Annotated in this window: 1 protein-coding gene; it reads left to right on the plus strand. The window is 69.1% G+C overall.

Going from position 1 to position 1,071, the window contains the following annotated elements; all coding sequences use genetic code 11:
* A partial coding sequence (locus EOA29_RS37485; protein WP_127222462.1) for an MFS transporter occupies positions 1 to 1,071 on the plus strand: 1,071 nt, incomplete at both ends.

Consider the following 1,071-nt stretch of genomic DNA (forward strand, 5'->3'; position numbering starts at 1 on the left):
GCCGACGCTGAGCATAGTCTTCGCTGCCTCCTTCCCGGCGGTGCAGTGGGTGGTGCTCGCCTATCTCTTGGCCATCACCGCGCTCATCGTCAGCGTCGGACGGCTGGGCGATCTCGTCGGTCGCCGCTTGCTGCTGGTCGCCGGCCTTGGCCTGTTCAGCGCCGCGTCGTTGGCGGCGGCGCTCGCGCCGACGCTGCCGCTGCTGGTCGCCGCCCGAGCCGCGCAAGGCCTGGGTGCTGCGGTGATGATGGCACTGACCATTGCCTTCGTCGGCGAGACAGTGCCGAGGGAGCGCATCGGCAGCGCCATGGGTCTGCTCGGCACCATGTCGGCGATCGGCACAGCCCTTGGACCGACGCTCGGCGGCGTGCTGATCGCCTCTTTCGGCTGGCGTGCGATCTTCCTCGTCAATGCCGTGCTCGGTATTGTGGCCGTAGTTGCCGCACACCGCTTCCTGCCTGCCGATCAAGCGGCGAAACTTCTCCGCCCAGCGGCGAAACTCGTCCGTGAGGCGAGGAGCGACAAACCACGCTTCGACATTCTGGGCACGATCCTGCTGGCGCTGACGCTCGCCGCCTACGCGCTGACGATGACGATCGGGCGCGGTCATTTCGGCGGCATGAACGCCGCGCTGCTTGGCATCGCCGCTCTCGGCGCCGGGCTGTTCCTCTACGTCGAGGGCAAGGTGGCCTCGCCTTTGGTCAAGCCCGCGCTGTTCCGCGATCCGGTGCTGGCGCCGAGCCTTGCCATGAACGCGCTGGTCTCGACGGTGATGATGGCGACGCTGGTGGTCGGGCCCTTCTTCCTGTCTCGCGCGCTGGGGCTCGGCGAGGCGCCGGTCGGCGCCGTCCTTTCCATCGGCCCGATCGTGTCGGCGCTGTGTGGTGTGGTCGCTGGCCGCGTCGTCGATCGCCTCGGCGCGTCGGCGATGGTCGTCGCCGGGCTGGCGCTGATGGCCGCTGGCTGTGTCGCGCTCTCGGTGTTGCCGGCGCTGTTCGGCGTCGCCGGCTACGCGGCGGCGATCGTGCTTCTGACGCCCGGCTACCAGCTCTTTCAGGCGGCCAACAACAC

The sequence above is a fragment of the Mesorhizobium sp. M1E.F.Ca.ET.063.01.1.1 genome (assembly GCF_003998155.1).
Lineage (GTDB): Bacteria > Pseudomonadota > Alphaproteobacteria > Rhizobiales > Rhizobiaceae > Mesorhizobium.